The 22,889-nt window shown below is 53.0% G+C and carries 15 protein-coding genes; 5 read left to right on the forward strand and 10 right to left on the reverse strand.

What is annotated here, in order from left to right; all coding sequences use genetic code 11:
• Positions 1-317 precede the first annotated feature (317 nt).
• The 4 genes from KJ869_10550 to KJ869_10565 all read left to right on the forward strand — a co-directional run bounded on the left by KJ869_10550 (position 318) and on the right by KJ869_10565 (position 6,014).
• Complete coding sequence (locus KJ869_10550; GenBank protein ID MBU1577626.1) at positions 318-1,769, forward strand: transglutaminase-like domain-containing protein; 1,452 nt, start codon at positions 318-320, stop codon at positions 1,767-1,769.
• Complete coding sequence (locus tag KJ869_10555) at positions 1,766-2,494, forward strand: ABC transporter ATP-binding protein (GenBank protein MBU1577627.1); 729 nt, start codon at positions 1,766-1,768, stop codon at positions 2,492-2,494. The genes KJ869_10550 and KJ869_10555 overlap by 4 nt, the downstream gene beginning before the upstream one ends.
• 276 nt (positions 2,495-2,770) lie before the next feature.
• Positions 2,771-4,348 carry a DUF4388 domain-containing protein gene (locus tag KJ869_10560; GenBank protein MBU1577628.1) on the forward strand — a complete coding sequence of 526 codons (1,578 nt, stop codon included), beginning with the start codon at positions 2,771-2,773 and terminating at the stop codon, positions 4,346-4,348.
• A 1-nt stretch (position 4,349) separates the two neighbouring features.
• Positions 4,350-6,014: a hypothetical protein gene (locus KJ869_10565; protein ID MBU1577629.1), complete on the forward strand. Its 1,665-nt coding sequence runs from the start codon at positions 4,350-4,352 to the stop codon at positions 6,012-6,014.
• A gap of 116 nt (positions 6,015-6,130) precedes the next feature.
• On the opposite strand, the gene KJ869_10570 is transcribed toward KJ869_10565, so the two are convergent.
• From KJ869_10570 to KJ869_10615, 10 genes are all read right to left on the reverse strand, one after another.
• Positions 6,131-7,519: a tetratricopeptide repeat protein gene (locus tag KJ869_10570; protein MBU1577630.1), complete on the reverse strand. Its 1,389-nt coding sequence runs from the start codon at positions 7,517-7,519 to the stop codon at positions 6,131-6,133.
• Between the two features lie 467 nt (positions 7,520-7,986).
• Entirely contained in the window at positions 7,987-9,306 is a 1,320-nt protein-coding gene (locus tag KJ869_10575; protein MBU1577631.1) for a TldD/PmbA family protein, read from the reverse strand.
• On the reverse strand, positions 9,307-10,668 hold the full coding sequence (locus KJ869_10580) for a TldD/PmbA family protein (protein MBU1577632.1): 1,362 nt from the start codon (positions 10,666-10,668) through the stop codon (positions 9,307-9,309).
• A 134-nt stretch (positions 10,669-10,802) separates the two neighbouring features.
• Positions 10,803-11,321 (reverse strand): cob(I)yrinic acid a,c-diamide adenosyltransferase, encoded by a 519-nt coding sequence (cobO, locus tag KJ869_10585; GenBank protein ID MBU1577633.1) that lies wholly within the window; start codon positions 11,319-11,321, stop codon positions 10,803-10,805.
• A 190-nt stretch (positions 11,322-11,511) separates the two neighbouring features.
• Positions 11,512-13,251 (reverse strand): lamin tail domain-containing protein, encoded by a 1,740-nt coding sequence (locus tag KJ869_10590; GenBank protein MBU1577634.1) that lies wholly within the window; start codon positions 13,249-13,251, stop codon positions 11,512-11,514.
• Complete coding sequence (locus tag KJ869_10595; protein MBU1577635.1) at positions 13,248-15,245, reverse strand: glycosyltransferase family 39 protein; 1,998 nt, start codon at positions 15,243-15,245, stop codon at positions 13,248-13,250. Before KJ869_10595 ends, KJ869_10590 begins: the two co-directional genes overlap by 4 nt.
• An 83-nt stretch (positions 15,246-15,328) precedes the next feature.
• Positions 15,329-16,657 (reverse strand): PAS domain S-box protein, encoded by a 1,329-nt coding sequence (locus tag KJ869_10600; protein MBU1577636.1) that lies wholly within the window; start codon positions 16,655-16,657, stop codon positions 15,329-15,331.
• 2 nt (positions 16,658-16,659) lie between these two features.
• Entirely contained in the window at positions 16,660-17,034 is a 375-nt protein-coding gene (locus KJ869_10605; GenBank protein ID MBU1577637.1) for a response regulator, read from the reverse strand.
• Positions 17,035-17,079: 45 nt separating this feature from the next.
• A complete protein-coding gene (locus KJ869_10610; GenBank protein ID MBU1577638.1) occupies positions 17,080-20,523 on the reverse strand; it encodes a GAF domain-containing protein in 3,444 nt (1,147 codons plus the stop codon).
• Positions 20,516-21,814, reverse strand: coding sequence for an HD-GYP domain-containing protein (locus KJ869_10615; protein ID MBU1577639.1), 1,299 nt, complete (start codon positions 21,812-21,814; stop codon positions 20,516-20,518). The genes KJ869_10610 and KJ869_10615 overlap by 8 nt, the downstream gene beginning before the upstream one ends.
• 141 nt (positions 21,815-21,955) lie before the next feature.
• Here KJ869_10615 and KJ869_10620 point away from each other — a divergent pair.
• Positions 21,956-22,889, forward strand: a 934-nt coding sequence (locus KJ869_10620; GenBank protein MBU1577640.1) for a type IV pilus twitching motility protein PilT, incomplete at its 3' end; no start/stop codon positions are given.

Genomic DNA, 22,889 nt, shown 5'->3' on the forward strand with positions numbered 1-22,889 from the left:
TTATTATTCCCTAACCTAAAATTACGGTGAACTGGAATCTCACCCCCTTTCGTACTTAATGTTGTAATAATACAATTAGATAACATTTATGTCAAGCATTAATTTATAAAATTATTGACTATTTTTGCCGAGATGGTATAATAACAGTTCAAACGGACATTTAGTTACATTATTACTTCGGCAAATAAATAGCGCAATGTGTCATTCCTGCGAAGGCAGGAATCCAGGCCTGGATGCCCGTTTTCACGGGCATGACAAAAAGGACGTTCAAAAAACGGGTAAGGATTATTCACCTATTTAATTGCCGGAGTAATAATATGAAGAAAATTTTGCCTCTGGTTATCTTCGGATTCCTGTGGGTTGTTTCCCTGGGATGGTTCGGATACCAAAAGGCCGGATGTCAGAAACCGGTCGTCACCCTGCAGGGCGACACCACCGCCTACAAGGAGACCTGGCATGGCATCTATTTCTCCGGGCAGAAGGCCGGCTATTCGGTGACCGTCTCTCAAAGCCTGGATGGCGGCGGCCGCCAGGTCAGCAACCGGGCTTTTTTAAGGATCAACATGATGGACACCCCCCAGCAGATCAAGACCGTCACCAGCTACCAGCTGGATAGGAACTTTTACCTGCAGGATTTCGATTTCGTGATGGAGGGGGCCGCCGAGATAAATGTCCACGGCCGGGTGAACGGCCAGCAATTGGATATCGACGTAACCACCGGCGGGCAGAAACAGCGGCAGACCATTAAATTAGACGGCCCGGTCTACCTGCCGGACGCCATCGAGCCGATGATCGCCAACAAAAGCATAAAAAAGGGCAGTAAATACAATTTCTCCACCTTCGACCCCACCTCCCTGTCGCTCCAGCCGGCGGTGATCGAGGTTATGGAGCAGGAAAGTCTTAAGATCGCTGACCGGTCCCACTGGGCCACCAAACTGAGCCTGGAGATGGCCGGCACCACCAGCACCATCTGGGTGGACTCGGCCGGAAATACCTTAAAAGAGAACGGTCCGCTGGGCATAACCCTGATCTGGGAGCCCAAGGAGACCGCCCTGCGGATACCTCCTGATGATAACGGGATAGACCTGCTGACCCAGCTTTCGGTCCCGGCCACCGGATCGAGCTTGGATAAACCCCGGGACATTGAGCATCTTAAGATCAAAATATCCGGCCTTAATATAAGCCAGATGGACATTGCCGGAGGCCGGCAGCAGATCACGGATGCCGATCAACAGATAGTTATCATCACCCAGGAGCGGATGGACGGATTGAACGACATTCTGCCCGACAGCTTGAAAAAGTACCTGGAGCCCACCGCTTTGATTCAATCGGAGGACAGCCGGATAAAAGATACCGCCCGGAAGATAGTCGCTGGAAAGAAGTCCTCCTGGGAAACGGTCCTGGCCATCAGCCAATGGGTCAATAAGAATCTGGACAAGCAGATGACCGTCAGCCTGCCCTCGGCAGTGGAGGTGCTGTTGTCCCGGCGGGGCGATTGCAACGAGCACGCCACCCTGTTTGCCGCACTGGCCCGGGCCTCCGGCATTCCCGCCAAGCTGTGCCTGGGGGTTGTTTTTATGGACGGACGTTTTTATTACCATGCCTGGAACGCCGTCTACTGCGGAAGATGGATCGAGTTGGATCCCACCTTCGGCCTGAACCCGGCCGATGCCGCCCGGCTGCGGATCATCGAGGGCGATCTGTCCCAGCAGAACCGGCTGCTGCCGGCGCTGGGGAATTTAAAGATAGAGATATTGGAGTCCCGATGAAGGCCGGAATAGAGTTGACCCGGGCCGTAAAAAGATTCGGCGACAAGACTGCGGTGGACGGCCTCAGCATCAGCGTGAAGCCGGGCGAGATCTTCGGGCTTTTAGGCCCCAACGGGGCCGGCAAGACCACCTCCTTGAAGATGCTGGCCGGTTTGATGAAGCCCGACAGCGGCAGCGCCTCCATCTGCGGGATGGATATACATAAAGAGCCGGAGAAGGCCAAGATGCAGCTGGGCTACATCCCCGACGACTCCTTCATCTACGACCTGCTGACCGGCCGGGAGTTTTTACGGCTGGTGGGCCATATTTATAAGATCCCCAAGGAGGACATCGAGCCCCGGATCAACCGTTTGGCCGAGGAGTTTGATGCCGTGGCTTGGCTGGACCAGCGCACCGAGGGCTATTCCCACGGCATGCGCCAGAAAGTGGTGATTGCCGCGGCCATGCTGCACGACCCTTTGGTCTATCTGATCGACGAGCCGATGGTAGGCCTGGACCCGGCCAGCATGATCACGGTGCGCAACATCTTCAAGCGGGAGGCTGCCAAAGGCAAGGCCTTGCTGATCTCCACCCACACCCTGTCGCTGGCCCAGGCGGTCTGCCACCGGATTGGGATCATTGCCAACGGCAAGCTGGTGGCTTTGGGAACATTGGACGAACTGCGCAGCCTTTCCCGGAAACAGCACAAGGACCTGGAGGACCTTTACCTGGAGTTCACGGTATAATTTTTCTTTGTATTAAGTCGCTCGTGTCATTCCCGTGCAGACGGGAATCCAGCGAGAATATGGATTCCTGCTGGAGTTTACACTGAATTAACTGAAGTGCAGGAATGACAAGACCGATATAAAACCTAATGATATCGTCATCCTGAGCAAAGCCCCCTGATTGACTATCCGAAGGATCTGACGGGATTCTTCGACTTGCCGGGCAACAAGCCAGGCTCAGAATGACGGAATACATGACCCCTAAAATCTAACATCTAAAATCACTAATCTAAAACTATGGCTCTTGAAGGAAACATATCGGAATTCAGCCTGCCTGAGATACTGCAATTGTTATCCAGCCAGCGCAAGACCGGGGTCCTCCAGCTGGAGCAGGAAGGCGACACCGCCGCCTTTGATTTCGACGAAGGAAGGATCACCGGCGGGTTCTACCGCAAGAAAGACCGCCAGGAATTCCTGGGCGGCTACCTGTTCAAGACCGGGCTGATAACCGAGAGCGCCCTGGCCCTGGCCGAAGCCGAGCAGGAACGGCTGAACATTCCCCTGGAGGAGGTGCTGATAGAGAAGGGCTTCATCTCCGGGGAGGACTTCACCGAGGTCATCCGCTTCAAGATCCAGGAGATCATGGACGAGGTCATCATCTGGGTGGAGGGGCATTATACCTTCGACCTGAAGACCCGGCTCTATACCCAGAGCAAATATCCGGTCAAGCTGGAAACCGACGGTTTTCTGCTGGAGGGCATGCGCCGGCTGGACGAATGGCTCAGGATAAGGATCCTGATACCCTCGTCGGAGACGGTGGTCCATCTTAAGCCGGGATTCCAGCCGGAGGGGCTAACCCCCGAGCAGGAAAAGATCGCGGAATTCCTGGGCACCAGGCATCTCTCGGCCGGCAAGCTGGTGGAAATAAGCGGCCTGGGCAAGTTCATCACCTGCCAGGCCATTGCCGAGCTGGCCGAAATGGGCGCCATCAAAATCACCCAGACCCAACCGGAGCAGGCCAAAGCAGAGGCCCCGGGATTCAGTGCCGCCGCCCAAGCCAGCGTCATCAGCTTGATGCTGAAACATCTGGGCTCACTGATCCGCCGCCTGTCCATCTATCCATTCAACAATCCCCGGGTGCTGTCGGCCCTGGAGGAGTTCTTCTACCTGTTCAACGGGCTGGGGCTGGCCGAGGAGGGACTGTCCATCGTTCCCGGCCTGGATGGCGCCAAAATAAACGGCCAGACCATCGACCCCCGGCACGAGCTGATAACCCACTTCGGCCTGTATTTGAGCCAGCGCCAGATAGAGAAGCTGGAATTCCTGCCCCAGCTGAAAAGCGACGAACTCCGGACCTTCGCCTACCTGCTGGCCATGCCCTCCGACCTGGTGCAGATGCTGGACGGGCTGGCATCGCTGATAAAAGGGCATCCTTTGCCTCACATCCGGATCGAGCATTCCCGGCAGCGCCTGGAGCGCCTGATGCAGAGCGAGCGAATATTCGTGATCCCCAGCCGCTTCATGGAGCTGCTGGACGACCAGGATGACGAGGCCATCAGGCAGAAGAACAGCCAACATCTTTTTGAAAGCCTCAAGCAGGTGATAAAACTCCCGGCCCCGCCCCTGACCCCGGAGGATAACCTGAAGCTGGTGGAGGCCGAAAACTCATCCGAAAGGGCTTTCGGGGTCTATGGCCGCGGCGGCCGGGATAAGTATATCGAGAAGACCGTCCAGGTGCTGATGCGCCTGCCGCCCGCCGCCCGCCTGGCCTTCTTGAAACGCAAGGTCAACGATGTCCGCTGGCTGTTCCAGCTGGACAACGTGGCGGCCATCTCCAGGGACCAGTTCGACCGCATCTTTACCGCCCCGAAATAAAATGAACCTGCCGCTTTACATCAACCGGCAGAACTTCAAGGCCTCCTTTGGGAAACTGCTGGAGCCCCGGCCGGGGAGAATGCTCCAGCTGGCCTCCTATCTCTTCGCTATGACCCTGTTCCTGGCCGGAGGCTACCTGCTGTTCCACCGCCTGTTCGCCTACCTGCTGGCCCTGGAGGGCATCGGACAGTCCCTGCTGTTCCGCCTGCTGTCCTCGTCGTTTCTGACCTTCTTCATCATGCTTTTCTTGAGCAATCTGATAACCTCGCTCTCCACCCTGTTCCGCTCCCGGGAGGTGGATTTTTTGCTGTCCACCCCTCTGCCGTCCCAGGCCTTGTTTGAATACAGCTTTTACAAGACCTTCTTCTACAGCTCTTGGGCTACATTGATCCTGGGTCTCCCGCTGACCGTGGCCCTGCTGGTGACCCTTAAAGCCGATCTCTGGGGCATCCTGCTGGGCCTGGCCCTGCTGCCGCCCTTCGTGGCCATCCCGTCCGCCCTGGCGGTCTCGCTGCTGCTGATAGCGGTAAAGGTCTTTCCCCGATTGAGCCTGCGGCATCTGCTGGCCGGGCTGCTGGCCTTTCTGGCCATCGCCTCCTGGGCATTCTTCGCCTTCGCCCGGCCCCAGGGAATGTCCATCGCCCATATAAACACCATGCCCGAGCTGGAGAGTTATATGTCGTCCCTGGCGGTGGTCAATTCGCCCCTGCTGCCCAGCACCTGGATCACCGAGGGGCTGATGGCCGGAGTACGGGGCGGCATCGCCACGGCCCTGGGCCGGCTGTGGCTGCTGGCCATCACCGCCCTGTTTTTGACCTCGCTGTGCTATTACCTGAGCCAAAGGTTCTATCTTAACAGCCTGACCACCCGGGTGACCAGCTCCCCGATGGAGAGCTACGGCTCCAACCGCCGGCTGACCTCCTGGTGGGCCCGAAAGTTCCCCATCGCCGCCAAGGACAGTCTGCTGTTCCTGCGCGACCCCACCCAGTGGGCCCAGGGGTTGATCTTCGTCTCCCTGCTGATTATCTACCTGGGCAGCCTGCACCGCTACCCCATGTTCTTCACCTTTCCCATGTGGAAGGTGGTGATCACCTTCATCAACTTCGCCTTCGCCGGGTATATCCTGGCCACCCTTTCGGTGCGCTTCGTCTTCCCGGTGATCAGCCTGGAGGGGCCCACCCTGTGGTTCATCAAATCCTCCCCCATCAAGGGGTATAGATTGTTCGCCGAGAAGGCTTTCGTCAGCATCATCGTGGCCCTGGTGCTGACCGAGACGTTGAGTTTGATATCCAACCAGCTGCTGCACACCATGCCGGGATTGAAGGTCATCAGCCATATCAGCCTGGGGCTGATGTGCTTAGTGCTGACCAGCCTGACCCTGGGGCTGGGGGCAATGATACCGGATTTCAAGGAGCGCAACCCCAGCAAGATCGCCTCCGGGCTGGGCGGCCTGCTGGCGGCCTTGGCGGGGCTGGCCTACGTGGCCATTTCGATTGTGGTGCTGGCCTGGCCGGCCTACCTGTATGCCATGAACCAATGGAGAAGCCGGGTGAACTACGGCCAGGCGTTGGTAATATCCTTTGGGATATTTTTATTGCTGTCGGGAATAGCCATGTATCTGCCGTTGAGGTTCGGGCTGAAGAAGATAAAAGAGATGCAGGTGTAGGAAATTTGGAAAACAAACAAAGCGGCTGGAGAAACTCCAGCCGCTTTGTTATTAACCAGGCGGGTGCGAGGAAATAAAGAAGCCCCCCGGAGGGGGGCTTAATAAAATAATATATTTCACCTGCGTTTTGCCTTACGTTCTTCATCACGTTTTGCATCATTATAACCCCACCTCCATAAACATGCTTTTATATTATTTTCACTAATTTTAACAATCTCATTATGCTTATATTTTTGCCCTATCCTTAATGCCTTATTGCAGTACTTTAAAGCTTTTGATGATTTTTCTAATTTATCGTATACAAGGCCAATAGATATAAGACTATACGCTTCACCTTCAATATCACCAACCATTTTATACATATCCATAGCTTTCAATATATATTCTAAAGCTTTTGACGTATCACCCAATTCACGGTATAAATTTCCTAAATTCTTTAATACATTCGCTTCACTTCCTTTTACGCCTGAATTTTTATATAAAGTTAAAGCTTGCATATAATATTCTAAAGCCTTTGTCGTATCCCCTTTTCCCTTATATATAACGCCCATATTGCCAAGGGCATTTGCTTCACCCTCTTTATTGCCCATCTCCTTTTCTATTGTTAAAGCATTTTGATAATATTCTAAAGCTTTTGAAGTATCACCTAGTTTATCGTATATAACCCCCATGTTACCTATATCGCTAGCCATACCAGCTCTATTTCCAATTTCTTTATTTATCTCAAAAGCCTTTTGTAAATTCTCCAAAGCTTTTGGTAAATCACCTAACATTTGATATATAAAATTCATATGTCCCAAAGCTATAGCTATACCTAGTTTGTTGCCGGCTACGTTATCTATTTCAAAAGCATTTTGATAATATTCTAAAGCCTTAGGTATATCACCTAATATTTGATATACAATACCCATATTACCCAAAACATAAGAATTACCTACTTTATTATCCATTTCTTTATTTATTTCAAAGGCCTTTTGCAAGTATTCTAAAGCCATTGGCAAATCACCCAACACACGATACAAGTTACCAATATTGTTATAACAAATCGAGGTACCTCTTTTATCTTGTGCCTTAATATACAATAATAAAGCCTTTTTATATTCCCCTAAGGCAATTTCATTATTACCCTTTTTCTTTTGGCAAATTGCAATTTCAAAATAAAATGCAGCTTTATCCGTTTCAGAGGCACAAGCCAATGCTTTTTCAAATATTGCTATAGCATCGTCCCACTTGTAATTAACCATAGCCCTTAAGCCATCTCTTAATAATAGCTGCTTTTTTATGTCAGCCCGTTCCGGAAGTCCATCAAGATATATCAAACCTTTTGAAATATACTCCACTTGTTTTTGTAATTTTCTTATCTCAGCTATGTTTTCTTCGTTACTTGCCCTTATTTCTTCAGTATCTTCCTTAATCTCCTTAGCATCTTTTTTTGAGGCACTACGTTTATAAAAGAGTACCGCAATTAAAAAAGAAATAGCTATTGCAGCATAAAATAAATTCATTTTATAAATCGCTTCTTTTCATTTACATTTATGAATAATACATCCAAACCCTAATAAAAGTCAACGCGGAATCTTGGTTTTGTTGCTATTTTATTTTGGGCCCGGTTTCCGCCGCGCAGGTGGAACGAACCCAACCCCTACCCCTTCCCGCTACGGGAAGGGGTATAAAAGTTCCCTCTCCGTTGCGGGGAGGGATCAAGGGAGGGGTCGCCCCGCCGGGGGCGGTCAAACCTGCCGGGCATGCATGTAGGGACACGGCATACCGTGTCCCTACGGTATTAGGCCAGGCACGGGCCTGGATTCCTGTTCCCCGCCTTCGCGAGGACAAGCTTCGCAGGAATGACACATTAGTCGGGCATGTGGGTCAGGGCGAACGGCCGTTCGCCCCTACGATATATGGCCAACAAAAAGCCCCTTCCCTCATGGGGAAGGGGCTGGGGTTAGGTCGCCCCGTCAGGGGCGGTCTCTTATTTCCCCGCTATATTCACATCCTTGAACATCACCGCCGGAGTGACAAAACTCCCCCGCGACACCACCATCTCCTGGTCGTCGGACAGCTCCACCACCTGGTCCTTTAGCATGTTATACACATTGCCCGATATCATCACATCCTTCACCCGGCCGACGATCTTCCCGTTCTCTATCTTGTAGCCCAAAGCTATATTGGCCGAAAAATCCCCAGCTAAAAGGTTGCTCTGCCCGGCCCCCAGAAAATCGTAGACGATGACGCCGGACTTTATGCTCTTTACCATCTCCGCCTGTTTGGCTGTTCCGGGCTTTATCACCAGATTGCTGACGCCCGGCGACGGCAGGCTGTTGAAATCCCGCTGGGCGTGGCCGGTAGACTTCTCTCCCATGATCCCGGCGGTCTGCAGGTCGTAGATGAAGCTTTTCAGCACCCCCTGGTCGAACAGCTTCATTTTGGCGGTGCACACCCCTTCGTCGTCGTATGGCGAGGAGCCCACGGCATATTCATAGCCCGGATCGTCGGTGATGGTTATCTTCTTGCTCAGGATATTCTGGCCGATCTTGCCGGTCAACGGCGAGGCCTTCTTCTGCACCTGCTTGCCGTTGACCCCCATCCCTATGGCCATCCACAGCAGATAGGCGGCGTCGGTGGTGAAGATTACCGGCATCTTGCCGGTGGAAACCGCCGCCGGCTTTTGGGCAGCTTTGTAAAGTTTTACGATCTTACCGGTTATTTTTGAGCCCTCCCGGGCCAGCTGACAGCCGCTTCTACTGTCGCCCACATACAGCAGGCCGTTGGGGGTGACTGCCATCCCGGAGATGCTGTGGGAGAAGACGCTCTTTTGGTAGGAGACATCAAGCCCCTTACTGTTGGCAATGTAGACCTCGGTCAGGCCCTTGCGCAGGGTGACGTCCATCTTCAGCTTGGGAGCTTTCTCCTTTAGGGTGGCGATGTTCTTCTTCCCCTCGGCGATGGCCTGATCGGAAGTATATTTCTCCAGTTTGGGATCGTAAATATTGGCCCGGCGGACGGCGCACTTGCCCGGAAATTCGAAGAAGGCCTTCTGCCCGAACCCGGCGCTGGCCACCGCATTTTCCACCAGCTGGTCCAGCTTGTTCAGGTCGGTGGTGGAGGAGAAGCCTATCCGGCCTTCTTTTATGACCCGCAGGCCCAGCCCGGTGCTCTCCTTGTGCTCCACCGAATGCAGCTTGCCGGTCCTGAACTCCACCGGCATCGACTGCCCGTGAAAGGCTATCACCTCGGCCGACTGAACCCTGCCCCGGCATTTGGACAGGACTGTATCTATGAAATTCTTCATCTATTTGCCTCCGATCACAACGTCTTTTATTCTGATATGCGGCCCGCCGTCCGACACCGGCAGGGGCATCTGCCCGCCCTTGCCGCAGCCCCCCAGTCCCCCGTACAGCTGCAGGTCGTTGCCGATGGCGTCAATATTCTTGAGGGTGGTAAAGACATTCCCGGTCAGGATGACGTCCCGCACCATCGGGCCGATCTTGCCCTTTTTGATCCGGTAGGCCTTCATGGCCGAGAAGGTGAACATCTCGGTCTCGGTCATTCCCCCCAGGGCCGACACCACGTACAGCCCGTCGTCTATCTCGCCGATCATTTGCTCGAACTTATAATTGCGCGGCTCGATATAGGTGCAGCCCATCCGGATGATGGGCTTGAATTGGTAGCTGATGGCCCGGGAGCTTCCGGTGGGCTTCTCGCCCATTATCCCGGCGGTCTCCCGGGAGTGCAGCCGCCCCACCAGCAGGCCGTCCTTCACCAGGTAGTTCTTCCCGGAGGGCACCCCCTCCTCGTCGTAGGCATAGAAACCGCGCTCGCCCAGCAGGGTGGCGTCGTCCAGAATGGTCAGGTCGTTATTGCCGAAACGGGTGCCCAGCTTCATCAGCTTCTGCAGTTCCTTGTTTTGGTAGATCTCGTCGGCCTCGGACAGGTGCCCGAAGGCCTCGTGGGCGAACACCCCGCACATAATGGGGTCTATCACTACGGTGTATTTGCCCGAGGAGACCTTTTCCGCCTTGACCAGGTCCCGGGCGTCGCGCACCGCCTGCTCGGCTTTGTGCTCCTGGCCCAGGGCCGTATTATATCCCCTGGTGTCTCCCACCGAGGCATGGGCCCGCTGGACATTGGCCCCCTCCTTGGCCACCGCGGCAAAGGCCGCCCCGCAGTAGATCCGCTCCTGGGTGATCAAGCTGCCCTCGCTGTTGGCGTAGGTCTGCTTTTTAAAGACATCCTCGTACCTGGTGTTGGAGCTGATGACGCCCGGCGAGTCCATGATCAGGTTATTGTACCGCTCGGTCAGTTCTTTTTTCTGGGCCAGTGATATTTTGCGGGGATCGTCCTTTAAGCTGACCCGGACATGGTCCCGCACCGGCTTGACCTTGGCCAGCTGGGACCGGCCCTTGCCCACCTGTTTGGCCGCCTTACAGGCCTGGGCCACCTTTTGGTCCAGCTGTTCCAGGGAATTGAACGAGGAGAATCCCCAGCCGCCCTTGTGCAGGGCCCGGACATTCCCGCCAAAGGAGTTGTTGACCCCGATGTTCTCCAGTTCGCGCCCCACGTAGTTGACCGAAGTGACGGCCTTCTCCTCCAGCCGTATCTCCAGGTAGTCCACCGTCCCCAGCTCCAGGGCTTTTTTTAAGACATCCTCCATTTAGAACACCTCTTATAATATATTTTTATAATTTATTCTTTTTAACCACCAAGTCACCAAGACACTAATTTAACAAAACCGAAAACAGAAAATCGTTTTGTGCCTTTGTGTCTTTGTGGTTTTGCCTAAAAAAATTAAAACTCAATTCCCCTCCGAGCCGGCACCCCCTGCTGGTAATAATGCTTGATCTCCTTGACCTCCGATACCAGGTCGGCCAGCTTGATGACCTTGGGATGGGCATAGCGCCCGGTGATCACCAGTTCCAGCTTCTGGGGTTTGCTGGAGATCAGGGCCAGTGCCTCATCCAATGGAATTAGATTGAAGTCCATGGCCACGTTCAGCTCATCCAGGATGACGATGTCGTATTTGCCGGAGTCGATGGCCTTGGCCGCAAATGCCAGCCCCTCCCGGGCTCCTTTGATGTCGGCCGGGGCCGGGTTCTTTTTGTCCACAAAGGACGGTCGGCCGAATTGTTTGATGGTGAAGCCCGGCAGTTTTTTAGCGGATTTCAGTTCCCCGTAGTTGACCTTGCCCTTCATGAACTGGATCATCAGGATCTTTTTCTTCTGCCCGGAGGCCCGGCAGGCCAGCCCTAAAGCCGCGGTGGTCTTGCCCTTTCCGTTGCCGGTGTAAACCAGTACCATGCCCTTCATTTGAAAATATCCTTTGTTAATATTACTTCGGTAAATAAATAGCGCAATGTGTCATTCCCGCACTTCATTGCATTCAGCATAAACTCCAGCGGGAATCCAGGCCTGGGTGCCCGTTTTCATGGGCATGACAACAAGGACATTCAACAACGGGTAAGGATTATTAATCTATTTAGTAGCCAGAGTAATAATATCATAATTTGCCGGCTACTGCCACCGTGGCTTTTGCCTTGATGGTGCCGGTGCCAGAATACTCCCCGGCTTCCAGCAGGATTATGTAGATCCCCATGGGGCATTTTCTCCGGGCTTCGTCCCGTCCGTCCCAAGCGTAACAACCTTCCTTGGCCGAACGATAATTGTTCAACAGGTTCCTTACCCGGCGGCCCAGCCGGTCGTAGATGCTGATATTTACTACCGCATCATCCCAGGGCAGTTTATAATTAAGGATGGTATGATCCTCAAGGCCGTCATCATCCGGGGAGAAGGGATTTGGCCCGACGGAGATGCTGGTACTGACGGAAAGATTTTCTTCATATATGCTGTTCCGCTTGCCGGGGGTGGAGCCGAAAGGATCCTTTGACAGGCCCCAGCTGGAGTAGACATTGGACACCAGAAACGGATTTATTTTTTCTAAAGTTTTCCCTTTGCTCTTCCCCCAATCGCTGGTGTACTGAACCATATCCTCCTGACAGCTTCGAAGATCCCGAAGCCTGACCAGATCGCCGTAGTCATTCAGTGACGGCCAGCCGCCACTAGGCTTTATCCGTAAACATTCGGCCAGCGGTTGATTGTCAATAGAAGTCAGTATCAAGTAGCTCCGGGGCACCATTATCCGGCTGAAGGATGTGATCAGGTGGGGTGTTCCCAGATTATCCTCCACCGACCAGCCTTTGATATCCACCGGCCCGGCGGAACGGTTGTAAAGTTCCACCCACTCGGCCAGGCCGCTATTGGGATAATACATGATCTCGTTGATGACCACCGGGCTGCCTATGGTCAACAAAATACTGCGAAAATTATTTGCCGTGTAATTCTCGCTGCTGCAGCTGACCGAGACCGCCAGATTATATTGCCCCTCCTCCAATCCGTATATCTGGGCAACGGCAGTCCTTTGATCGCTTAAAAAATCCCAGGAAATGGTGGCATGCCTTTTTTCCCCGGCATCCCAGACTGAGTCATAATCGGAGTCCTCGAATACTTCGATGACCGGCAGGTAGGCCGTATCCAGTCCCATGTTGTTTATCACGGCATTAAGGGTGATGGTTCGGCCGGGCCGGAGGGTGTCGGGGGAGACGCTGATGCCGGAGACAGCGATATCCACCGGGTAGGGCTGGTTGGTATAGCCCGGAGTGGGACGGACCAGTTCCCTCCAGTCGCTTTTCCGGTTGGAATCCAGGCCATCATAGGTCAGACCCAGCGAGTTGCCGCAAAAGGCGGTATCCAGAAAATCCCCCCGGGTCCAGATGCCGGCAGTGGCGGCGGTTGCCTCGTAGGTCATGCTGTCGTCGCCGTACTCAACAAAATCAACGATGCTGTCCTTGTTGCTGTTGGTGAAAAGGGCGATGGATCCCTTGGTATTTGGCATGTTGCTGGTGGGCGCGGTACCCTCATAGAGGTCAGAGACGGTATTGACGCCAGCCAGCCGGAGATGCAAGACTGCAAAAGATTTTCCTGCCAGCACAAAGCCCTGGGGCACTATGTAATGCGGGGTGCTGGCGCGGCCGCAGTAAATATCGTAACCGGATAAATCCTGCTCGGTTGAATCGGCATTGTAAAGTTCTATCCACTCCAATCCGGTGTCGCCGCGGGGGTCGGCATAATAGCAGAATTCGTTGACCACCACGGCGGCCAGGGAAGGAGTGATGGAAGCTGTAAATACGATAAGTGCGCCGCTCAAAATTACAGAGACCTTATGCAGATTGGTGATTCTCATTTGGTCGTTTGGCATTTTTTAATGAAGTTTTTCCGTACCCGATCGGCTTTTTGATGCTGGCCCATTTGCCGGTAGATATGGCAGATATTCTCGTTCAACACTTCATTATCTGGAAAAATTTTCCTCCCTCGGTTCAAGACCTGCAAAGCTTTGCGGTATTGTTTCATATTATAATATATCAACCCCAGACTGTTTATAGCCGCCAGATGAAAGGGATCCCTGTTTATTATTTCCCGGTAGATCGGAATCGCACTCTCATAATTTCCGGTCTTCAGAAACCCCTGGGCCCTTTCAAACGGTGTTTGTGGAATATCTTCGTACCGCACCAGATCCCCGGTGCGCTCGTATTCATTTTTTACCAGTTGACTGGCAGCATCAGCCGGAGATTTTGTTCCCCTTAATTCCTTCACCTTTTCCAATTCCCTGATTGCGCCGGAGTAATAGCCCTGGTAGGCATAGGCTCTGGCTAGATGGAAATGCCCCGGGGCCCTCCAAGGATCGAAAGGCTGGGAGGCCTCCAGGGCCCATTTAAGACCCTCTATTGCCTGCCGGTTGTCGCTTCCTCCGGGATCCTTTTGGGCCATGGCCTTTTCCAGATGGGCCCGGGACACCTCTATCCTGTCCGAACTGTAGGTGAACTTTAGGATCGGCCAGTTTACAAATAGGATCATCGTTATGATGGTAATAAGTTTTGCTGTCAAAACAGGATATTGCTTTAACCTGAAATTGGTGGCTAGCCTGATTAAGGAATCCCAGGCAAAGACAATCATCACCGGCACTATCGGCAGGCGGTAACGGTCGGCTATAAAAAAAGGCAGCAGGGAGATCAGGTATATGATTAAAAACGATAGATATAATCTCCCGGTCCCGCTGATCCCGTCCTTGATAAGCCAAAATATTCCGGCCAGAGCCAATGGGCCTACGAACCAAAATCCCAGGAAGGCGATATTCAGAATCGGGGCGTATTCCCTTTTAATGAAATAAAAATTAAGATGATTTGGTATCTCGTAAGCGTTGAAGAACAGCCCGATCTTTTTGAGCATCAGCCGGGCTTCCGCCAGCGGCTGAGAGATGATGAATTCCAGGCCCCGGCCGAGCCAGTAGCGGGAGACCTCTGGCGGTTTCAGCTCCCGGCCCGCCTCCTTTTCGGCAATCGCCTTGGAGCTTTGATACAGGTTGGAATTCTCCAGGCCGGAGCTCTCCGGCAACATGAAAACCCCCGGAGCCTCAGGATTATTGCCGATATAAAAATTTATTCCCATGTTCGACCCGGTCAGGGATAGGTCCTTATTATGCAGGGAATTACTTATGGTTACCGGCAGGGCTACTGCCAGCAAGGCGGTTAAAAAGGCTGCGATCAGCCCCAGACTGATCTTTACCGACTGCCGTTTAGAGTATAGGTAAAAAGCTCCGGCCGGGATGAATAGTATCAGGTTAGCCCGGTCCAGGCAGGCCAGTCCCAACAGCAAGCCCGAGGCCATTGCCCATCTGGTTTTCTGCTCCTCCCGGGCCTTGACTAAGAACAGCAATCCGCCGGCCACAGACATTACTGTGATCGATATCATCAGCAGATCGGCATCCAGAAAAACCAAAGGTCCGTAAAAAGCCGCCGTCAATCCTGACAGCAGGGCCGCCGTCCTGTTTTTTGATAATTTCCAGGAGAGATGCCAGACCAAACAGCAGGCCAGGCTGCCGAATATTATCTGGATCAGAGATACGAAAAATAGGCTTTGGTTGGAAACAAGCAGGACGGCCGACATGAAATAGGGATAGAATACCGATCCCAGAAATGGAACTTCAGGGTTAATGATTTTTCCCGATAATATTTCCAAGGCTCTTTGATAATATACCGCAGAATCTCCCAAAGGAAAAATATAAAAAGGCTGGTCCTTAATTTTAAAAAGGTATCCTAGCCGGATGGCAAAAGCCGCCGAAAAAATGACCAGAAAAGGATATTGATCCTTAACTATTTTTTTTATCTTTATTGAAATCATGCTTTTATTTGTAACCACCGCATTGGACATTATTGAAAATCCGGGGTGTATGCCCCGGACTTTTTGCGTGCTTGTTTTTTCCCTTAGTCGGACATCGGCAGGCTTACCGAGAAATGGCTGCCCTTGTCGACGATGCTTTCCACGGCGATGCTGCCGCCGTTGGTCTCGATGATCTCCTTGCAAAGAGACAGCCCGATGCCCGTGCCATGAAGGGTGTGGACCTTTTGGTCGGTGCGGTAGAATTTATCAAAAATATGGGGCAGGTCCTGGGCCGAGATGCCCACTCCGTTATCGATAAAGTTTATCTCCATCTTCCAGAGGCCTTCCTCCAGCCGCCAGCCGCCGGTTTCAACGGTCACGGTGCCGCCCTCATTGGTGAATTTAACGGCATTGTCTAATATCTGGCTGAAGGCAAACCTTAAAGCGTTGATGTCTCCCTTGGCCGGAGAAACGCTCTCCGGGAATTTTTTTATAATTTTAATTTTTTTTTTCTGGGCCTTATGGCTGAGGTCGTTGACCACCATGTTCAGTAGATGCAGGACATCAACCTTTTCCTTCCTCAAGCCTATCTGCCCCGAGCTGGCATAGCGGAAATTCAAAATCGAATCAAGGATGCTTGCCAGTCGTTCGCTCTCGTCCAGCACCACCTTTATAAGCTCGGCATTCTGCTGGTCGGTCTTTTTCGCCTCGTCATACAAAATCTCCGAATAGCCCTTTATCACCGTCAGCGGGGTTCTCAACTCGTGGGATATGTTGGTGACGAACTCGTCCCTTAACTTATTGAAATCCACCGCCGGGCTGGTGGGCATGAAAACCCAGCCCAGGTTCTTTCCCGAATCGTATTTCCAGAGCCGGGAATTAACGGTGATGTCCTTGCCGTCCTTGGCCACGATCGTTTCCTGTTCCCTTTCGGCCTTGTCCTGATCAGCCAGACAGGACTCTATCTTGGCAGATATATCATTCCCGGAGTTCTTGAACACTTTATTCCAGTCTTTGCCCAATATATCCTTGACCGTCCACCCGGTAATATTTTCCATGCCGGAATTGGCAAACAGAATCTTGCCTTCGTAGTCCGCCAGTATCAGGCCTATCGGTTGTTCGTTCAATACCTTCTCGAATTTGCCGGCTTCCTCCAGTTGTTTCTTTGACGATCCGATGATCTCTTTTAGTTTAGACACCTCCTGCCCGCTGATGCGCTGCTGGTTTTGGTTATTCTCCTTAAGAGCGGCGCATTCCCTTTGCGCCTGTTGCAAAGCATAGAGCTGTTTCTTTTGCCTGTAAAATAAGGCCAGGCCCCACCCGCCCAGCAGAGCTGCCGCGATAAGGGCTGATGTTTTCAGGAACAGGCTGCCCGGCAGAAAAATCGTCACTGCCGCAAAGGGCAGGGATAAAAGCCATAGAAGATGCAACATTATTACTTGGCGTCCCCTATCATGCTTTTCACCAGCTCCAGAAGCCGGTTGGGGCTGAACGGTTTGGTGATATAGTCGCTGGCCCCCATCGTCAACCCCTGCTCCCGGTCGCGTTCCTGTCCCTTGGCGGTCAGGATCACCACGGGAATACCGGCCAGCTCGGCGTCCTCTCTGATCTTCTGGCATACCTCATAACCGGAAAGCCCGGGCATCATTACATCCAACAAAACCATGTCCGGCTTCTCTTCCTTGATCTTCTGCAGACCGCTCTGGCCGTCATTGGCTGAAATGACGGTATACCCCTCCTGCTCTAATTTAAATTTGATCACCCTGGCAATGTAGGGTTCATCATCCACCACCATGATTTTTTTGGCCATAATCGCACCTCTCGAGCTTTTATTTAGAAATTTTACGCTTGGTTCTTATCGGGGCAGACTGAAAATAAATCTGCTGCCCTTCCCCGCCTGGCTTTCCACCCATATTTTCCCGCCGTGGGCCTCAACCAGTTTTTTGCACAGTGGCAGCCCCAGGCCGGTGCCGGTCTTCCGTCCGTGCCGGCGTTTCTCAACCTGGTAGAATTTTTCAAACACCTTATCCTTGTCCTCGGCTGAAATACCTTCTCCGGTATCGCTCAGGGCGATCTCGACGCTGCTGGCACGTTCAGAGCCCGTTAGAATGATAGTTCCTCCCCGGGGGGTAAATTTCAGCGCATTGGAAAGCAGGTTTGATATTACCCGGGCCAGTTTCCCTTCGTCCCCGGTAATTAAAATATTGGGGGGCATCTCCTGCAGAAGTTCGATGTTCCGCTCTCTGGCCAGAGGGGAGAAATCGGCCACCAGCCGGGCTATCAGCTGGGCGATATCAAAATTTATTTTTTCCAGTTTGATCTCGATGGCATCGTATTTATAGCCGTCCAGAAAATCATTAAGCATTTCCAGCATCCGCCTGCTGTCGTTCATGGCATTGCCTAAAAACTGGCTCTGATTTTCGTTCAACTCTCCCAGGCTTCCGTCCAGGGCCAGCTCCAAGGTGGCAATTATGGCGGCCAGCGGATTTCGCAGATCATGGGACAACATGCCCACGAACTCCTGCCTCAGTTCGGCGATCTGGTGTTCGGTGGTTATGTCCTGGCACAGTATCACCAAGCCGGTCCGAGGCCGGTCCAGCTCCTCCACCGGGAAGGAGCTGATCTTGAGATGTTTGCCGTCCTTAAGCTCCAATTCCACCGGAATAACCACCCCGGTGGTTGAAACGGCGCAATCCTGGAAAAAATCTATCAGGGCCTTGGGGTTTGCCAGATTGTTTGTCAACAAAGATAAAATCCCCTCCTGCAGGCCGGATCCCGGCCTGATGGTCTGCTTCAACCCCCATAGGCCCTCAAATCCCTCATTACTCATGATCACTTTGAAATGAGAGTCCACCATCAGCAAACCCTCGGGCATGGAGTTTATGATAGCCCCCACCCGGCTGCCTTCCCGGCGGATCTCCTCGTAAAGAACGGCGCTCCTCAGGGCAAAAGTGACCAGGGGGGAGAGCTCCTGGAGAAGGGTCAGATCTTCATGCCCGAAATAGCTGGTCTGCTTGGACAGGGCGCTGATTGCACCTATCGGCTTATCCTTCAGTTTGAGCGGCAGCCATAGCCCGGACCCCAGGCCGTTGTAATGGCCGGCTGAAAGAAAACGGGGATCCGTTTTAAGGTCCGGAACTATTTCCGGCTCTCCCCGGGCTATGACTGTGGCGGTGATCTCCTTGATCTCCGACAAACGCTCGTAATCCAGTTTTATCCCCGAGCTCTTCATCAGTTCCAGAAAACCGCCGTTTTTGCCGGTGGACTGTATGGCTTTGCCGTTCCATTCCCCCAAGACTTCGTCGAAAAAATAAATGCCCATCTCGTCGATCTTAAGCTCTTTAGCGATGGTCCTGATCATCAGGTTCAGCAAACTGCCGACCTGAAGCACCGAGCCCGAAGCAAAGCCTATTTCGTACAGCTTGGTTCGCAGGGCATTTTCCTGTTTAAGCTTGCCGGCTACGCCTATCTGCCATAATATTTTAGATAGCCCGGTGCTTAGCTCATCTATCATGGCCACATTGGTTTCGGGGTAGGCTGCCGGGTCCTTTTTGGAAAGGATCATCAATCCGGTGTTATGGCCCTTGAATATCAACGGGGTTACCAGCACCGAGCGGGCTCCGGCCAGGGGTTTTTCCATCCCCGAAATTCCCAGCCCCTCTGCCAGGGATCCCTCTTTTCCCGCCAAGCTCAGGGTGCGTCCCTCGTTGATGGCGGCTTCGGCCAGCCCGGTAACCAGATGAAAAGCTGTGTCCGGGTCATGGTCGATCATCGCCCCCTGGCTGGCCAAAAACCTGAAGCTGTCACCCCGTTCCCGAAATAATATCGAGCCGGCATCGAAATCCACAAAATGCCTTACCGCTTTTAAAAGTATCTGGGGAAGCAGCTCCACATCCTCCAGGGCCGCCACCATCCCGGTCAGTTCTTTGAAATATTCCAGCCCTTCCAGCTTAAGGCTGTGGATTTTAATGATCGAACCGGTATATTTTTTTTTCTCAAAAAATCCTTTTATCCCGATAGAGCAATAACTGTCCTTGATGATTATTTTTTTTTCTGCCTCTCTGGTTGCCCCGTTTGAGATATCATCCAGGGTCGCAGAAAGCCATTCTTTATCGCTTCGAATAAGGGGAAGTTTATCGATGACGCCCTGCCGCAAATCCGTCAGCTGTTGGGCGGAGGTATTGGCAAAAACTATTCGTTTTACCGAGTCAACTATCAGGATAGCATCTTCGATATTCTTGATATAGGCCTCCAGCACCTCTTTGCTCGAGGTCCACTCGCCTATGGACCGTACCCGGTGCAGGGTCAGGGCGATCTGGGTGGCCATCATCCCTAGGAAATCGGCGGTGGGGCGATCCATCTCCCCGGAATTGAGGCTGGTGACGGTCAAAACGCCCAGGGCTTCTTTTTCCACCTCCAGGGGCCAGCCCATTTTTATCACTGCCGGTTTTTCCGGATGGACCGTTATCAGCTCGGTCTGGGGCCCCTGCTCTGCCACCCGGCCCAGCCAGGCGCTGTCATCCGAGGTCAATCCGTCCATCTGCTTCCCGTCCCTCAGCACCAGGGGATGGACATAATAACTGCCCTCCTGATTGGCTATCGAAACCGCCAGTTCATAACCCTTGAGGGCCGGCCCGATATTCTCGGCTATGGTCTTCCAGAATTGCCCGGGGTCGCTGATCTTTTCCAGCTTCTCAACGGTTTGGATCAATATCCGGTTGAAATTGCTGTTTTCCTCCCTTTGCAGATACAGCAGCCCTCTCTCCATGGCGCAGCCGGCTAATTGGGAAAAATACGAAAGGTACCTAACCTGATCCGGGTCCGCTTCAGCATCCTTCACCACAATTGTTATCAGTCCGATCATGGCACTGGCCGATCTGAAAATCGGGATCAGTATCACATCCCCGCTGCCGTTCAGTATTTTCTCCCCCAGGCCCGGCAGGTAACGGGAGGCTTTCATTCCCTCCCAGACCGGATGATCGGCTTTGATGATATAGCTTCCCGACTGAAGGAAATCTTTTATTAAAAGTTGAGTTCTGATCAGGGGATTGGGGCTGGTTAAAAGTTCAGCGCTTTTATCCGGGTCCACCGATTCCATCCAAAGGGGCTTGAATGCCCCGAGGTCATTGTCGTAAACGCTTAAGACTATCACCTTGTATCCCAGAGCATCCTTGATGGATTGTCCTATTTCCTGCAATATCTTGGCCGGCCCGGGTTCCCCGGACAGAGCCTGTGACAGCCTCAAGGATTCGCTTAAAACCTTGTTCTGCAGAGTTGCAGGACCTTGTGTCTCAATCATCAAGCGTGATCTCCGTCTTTTTTATATTAGCTATGAACACCTTCACCAGCTGCGGATCGAATTGGCTGCCCGAATTCTGGCTGAGCTCTTTTAAAGCCTTGTCCAGCGAAAAACGGGTGCGGTAGGTGCGGTTCATGGTCATGGCATCGAAGGAATCGGCCACCGCGATGATCCGGGCAAACAGGGTGATATTCTCCCCGTCGATGCCGTTGGGATAGCCCTGTCCGTCGAACCTCTCATGATGCTGGCCGATAGCCGGCAGGATGGATTTCAGCTGGGCCACGTGCGACAGGATGGAGACCCCTATCTCGGGATGCATCCGGACTAATTCCCACTGGTTCTCGGACAGGTACTCCTTTTCGTTGTTGAGGATGATGTCCGGCAGGCCAATCTTTCCCACGTCATGCAGCAAGGCCGCCAGCTCCAGGCTTTTCAGTTTCTCGGGATCGAAATCCAGGCCCTGACCTATGATACGGGAGTACCGCCGCACCCTCTCGGAATGGCCCCTGGTGCTGGGATCCTTGGCATCGACCGCCTCGATCATGCTCTTGATGGTGCTGAAGAACAGTGACTCCAGGTCCTCGTAAAGCCGGCCGCTCTCCAAAAGCAGGGAAGCATAGGCTCCCAGCGTGGTCAGAATCTTTATGTCGCCCGAGCGATAGACGGCTTTTGATTTGGGGCCCAGCACCAGGGAGCCGATTATATTTCCCCGGCTGACCCTGAGCAGCAGGGCGCAATGCCTGTTTTCCTCGACAAAATGTTTTTTTTGTTCTATGGTCTCTACCGCCAGCTGGGCCAGCTTTTCGGATTCCACCTTCTCCCGGTTGACCCAACACCAGTGTTCCTGGCTGTTTTTCATCAACAAGCAGCCACCGGCCGCACCCACCGCATCTATGGCGGTCTCCAGAATGGCCTTCATCCTGCTCTGGTTATCCCTGGCCACCCCCAGACGGTCGCTCATCTCGAACAACAGCGACAGCTGCTCATACCTTTCCACTATCTCCTCGGTCAGGGAGATGCTCTCCAGTTCCTGTTCGGAGATGATGTCCGCCAGCTTGCCGATGGCATCATTCATACGGTCCATCAGCTCGGCCGGACCGGATAGTGCTATCCTCTGCCTGAAATTATCCAGTTCGATAACCCGGGTGTTTTTGGCCAGCGATCGTTTATCTTGGCTCTCTCCGGCATCAAGAAAGACTATCTCAAAGCCCCAGCTGTTTGCCATGGTGCCCAGTATTTTTCGCAGCCGGTCGGCCGGAAGGATGATGTTGTCTTTTATCGGCTTTCCCATATTTGGTAACTATACCAAATTTGTGCTAAAAGTCAATAAGTTTTTCTTGACTTTGCCAAAACAGTCTGTTAAACTAAACCTGCTTTGACATCTTGATCGCTGGCTCGGGGGTTTTCAGCCGATAATTTACTATGCGAGAACATGCCCAAAATAGATGAATTGTTGAGATTGTTGGTCACGCAGCAGGGTTCGGACCTACATATAAAATCCGGGGAGCCGCCGGTCTACCGGATCCACGGCCAGTTGGTCCGTTCCAGCCTCCCGGTGATGACCCCCGACGACACCCAGGAACTGCTTTACGAGATCATGAACCAGGAACGCCGGGAGCGTTTCGAAAAGACCCACCAGCTTGACATGTCCTACTCCATCCCCGGCGTCTCCCGTTTTCGGGTCAACGTCTTCCGCCAGAAACAGGCTCTGGGCTCGGTTCTCCGGGTCATCCCCCTCCTGATAAAGAGCATCGACGACCTGGGGCTTCCCCAGAACATGAAGAAGATCTGCATGCTGCCACGGGGACTGATCCTGGTGACCGGGCCCACCGGCAGCGGTAAATCCACCAGCCTGGCGGCCATGATAGATTACATCAACGAAAGCCGTTCCTGCCACATCATGACGGTAGAGGATCCCATCGAGTTCCTGCATCGCGACAAAAAGGCCTGCATCAACCAGCGGGAGGTGGGCATCGACACCCACTCCTTTGCCAACGCCCTCAAGCACGTGATGCGGCAGAACCCGGACATCATTCTGGTGGGCGAGATGCGGGACCTGGAGACCATCTCTCTGGCCATTACCGCGGCCGAGACCGGCCATCTGGTGATGGCCACTTTGCATACCGCCGACGCCGCCCAGACCATCGACCGGATCATCGACGTCTTCCCGCCGGGCCAGCAGCAGCAGGTACGGCTGCAACTATCAACCACCCTCCAGGCCATCTATTCCCAGACACTGCTGCCCCGGATGGACGGCACCGGCCGGATAGTAGCCTATGAAGTGCTGGTCTGCGTGCCGGCCATCCGCAGTATCATCCGGGAGGGCAAGACCCACCAGATATTCAGCGTCCTCCAGAGCGGCGGAA

It is taken from the genome of Candidatus Edwardsbacteria bacterium (genome assembly GCA_018821925.1).
In the GTDB taxonomy this organism is placed as follows: Bacteria; Edwardsbacteria; AC1; order AC1; family EtOH8; genus UBA2226.

Bases quoted from the DNA above. Each gene is read 5' to 3' on its own strand.
- KJ869_10550 (MBU1577626.1), top strand. From the start codon at position 318: ATGAAGAAAATTTTGCCTCTGGTTATCTTCGGATTCCTGTGGGTTGTT.
- KJ869_10555 (MBU1577627.1), top strand. From the start codon at position 1,766: ATGAAGGCCGGAATAGAGTTGACCCGGGCCGTAAAAAGATTCGGCGAC.
- KJ869_10560 (MBU1577628.1), top strand. From the start codon at position 2,771: ATGGCTCTTGAAGGAAACATATCGGAATTCAGCCTGCCTGAGATACTG.
- KJ869_10565 (MBU1577629.1), top strand. From the start codon at position 4,350: ATGAACCTGCCGCTTTACATCAACCGGCAGAACTTCAAGGCCTCCTTT.
- KJ869_10570 (MBU1577630.1), bottom strand. From the start codon at position 7,519: ATGAATTTATTTTATGCTGCAATAGCTATTTCTTTTTTAATTGCGGTA.
- KJ869_10575 (MBU1577631.1), bottom strand. From the start codon at position 9,306: ATGAAGAATTTCATAGATACAGTCCTGTCCAAATGCCGGGGCAGGGTT.
- KJ869_10580 (MBU1577632.1), bottom strand. From the start codon at position 10,668: ATGGAGGATGTCTTAAAAAAAGCCCTGGAGCTGGGGACGGTGGACTAC.
- cobO (MBU1577633.1), bottom strand. From the start codon at position 11,321: ATGAAGGGCATGGTACTGGTTTACACCGGCAACGGAAAGGGCAAGACC.
- KJ869_10590 (MBU1577634.1), bottom strand. From the start codon at position 13,251: ATGAGAATCACCAATCTGCATAAGGTCTCTGTAATTTTGAGCGGCGCA.
- KJ869_10595 (MBU1577635.1), bottom strand. From the start codon at position 15,245: ATGATTTCAATAAAGATAAAAAAAATAGTTAAGGATCAATATCCTTTT.
- KJ869_10600 (MBU1577636.1), bottom strand. From the start codon at position 16,657: ATGTTGCATCTTCTATGGCTTTTATCCCTGCCCTTTGCGGCAGTGACG.
- KJ869_10605 (MBU1577637.1), bottom strand. From the start codon at position 17,034: ATGGCCAAAAAAATCATGGTGGTGGATGATGAACCCTACATTGCCAGG.
- KJ869_10610 (MBU1577638.1), bottom strand. From the start codon at position 20,523: ATGATTGAGACACAAGGTCCTGCAACTCTGCAGAACAAGGTTTTAAGC.
- KJ869_10615 (MBU1577639.1), bottom strand. From the start codon at position 21,814: ATGGGAAAGCCGATAAAAGACAACATCATCCTTCCGGCCGACCGGCTG.